Source organism: Sphingobium sp. C100, assembly GCF_000508185.1.
GTDB lineage: Bacteria > Pseudomonadota > Alphaproteobacteria > Sphingomonadales > Sphingomonadaceae > Sphingobium.
In genome coordinates, this window is record NZ_AYOY01000105.1 from 1 (window position 1) to 1392 (window position 1392).

Below are 1392 nucleotides of genomic sequence, written 5' to 3' on the forward strand. Positions count from 1 at the left end.
TGTAAGCGCTCAAGCAACCCCACCTACCAATTTAAATAACCGCCAGTTCTATATTTTCCGGCAGCAGTTTTTCAATATCTTCCACCGTTTCACAGTGCGGCAATCGCGTCAGTACCGTACGTAAATACGCGTAGGGTTCGAGTCCATTCGCTTTGGCGGTTTCTATTATGCTGTACAGCATGGCGCTGGCCTTTGCACCACGTTGACTATCGCTAAACAGCCAATTTTTGCGTCCAATCGCAAACGGTCTGATGGCATTTTCGACTGGGTTGTTGTCTATGTTCAGTCGGCCATCGCTGATGTATACCGTGAGCTTATCCCAGTTTTTATCAAGGTAGGCTAACGCTTCGCCCGTTTTTCCTTTAGGCAGGGTCTGTTGCAACGCTTTATCCAGCCAAGCTCTGAGTTTATTGAGCTGGGGAAGGCTTTTTTCTTGTCGAATTTGATATTTTTGTTCGGCTGATTGGTCTTTGATGCTAGCTTCGATAGCGTAAAGCCCTTTGATCATGGTGATCGCCATATCGGCTTTGCTGACTTTCCCTTTCGGGCTAGGGCTGACTTTTTGCGCCTCGATAAATTTACGACGAGCATGAGCCATGCAGCCTAATGCTGTGACGCCTTCTTGCTGCCCAATTCGGTGATAACCCGCGTAATCATCAGTTTGCAGGTAGCCTTGATAGTCGCCTAATAGCGAGGCTGCAACGTCTGTACGTCGACTACTCGCGTAATCAAATAAGATGATGGGATGTTCTCGATCACCGGTTTTTCGGACCCACATGTAGCTGAGACTTTCGGCCGTTTTATCCGGTTCTTTTAACACCTGCACCCGAGTTTCATCCATGTGGATGTAGTCGCTATCCAGAAGTTGATCATTCAGCAGGTTATAGAGCGGTTGCAGACATTCACTGCTTTTGATCATCCAGTTGGCTAAGGTGTTACGCGGTAAATGAATGCCCATTCGTTTGAAAATGGTTTCCATCCGGTAGAGAGGTAAACCGTCTTGATATTTGGCAACCGCAATGTGGGCGAGTAAGCCTGGGCTGGCATTGCTCTTAGGAAGCGGTTGTTTCGGAAGTTCAGCAATGTGCACGCCGTTTTCGCAGGCCTTACACGCGTATTTTTTGCGGGCATGAACGAGCACCTGAACCACAGCAGGAATAATATCCAGTTGTTCGCTGGTGTCTTCACCGATGCAGGTTTTTACACAGCCACATTCACAACGTTTATCGACTTCAGCAAGATCGTGTTCGATACGTACTCGCGGTAATACCGCAGGCAGAGGTTTACGGCCGGAGGCTTTTTTAGGCGCAGACGATACAGCATCAGAGGCTGATTCTGCGGTGCTCACTTCTGCATCAATGGACTCTGCGATTTCAGGAGCAGAGGCATCAT

General features: G+C 48.3%; 1 protein-coding gene. It reads right to left on the reverse strand.

All coding sequences use genetic code 11. From position 1 onward, the window contains the following. Positions 1–31: 31 nt before the first annotated feature. On the reverse strand, positions 32–1392 hold a 1361-nt coding region (gene tnpC / locus C100_RS32335), incomplete at its 5' end, for an IS66 family transposase (RefSeq protein ID WP_024019164.1).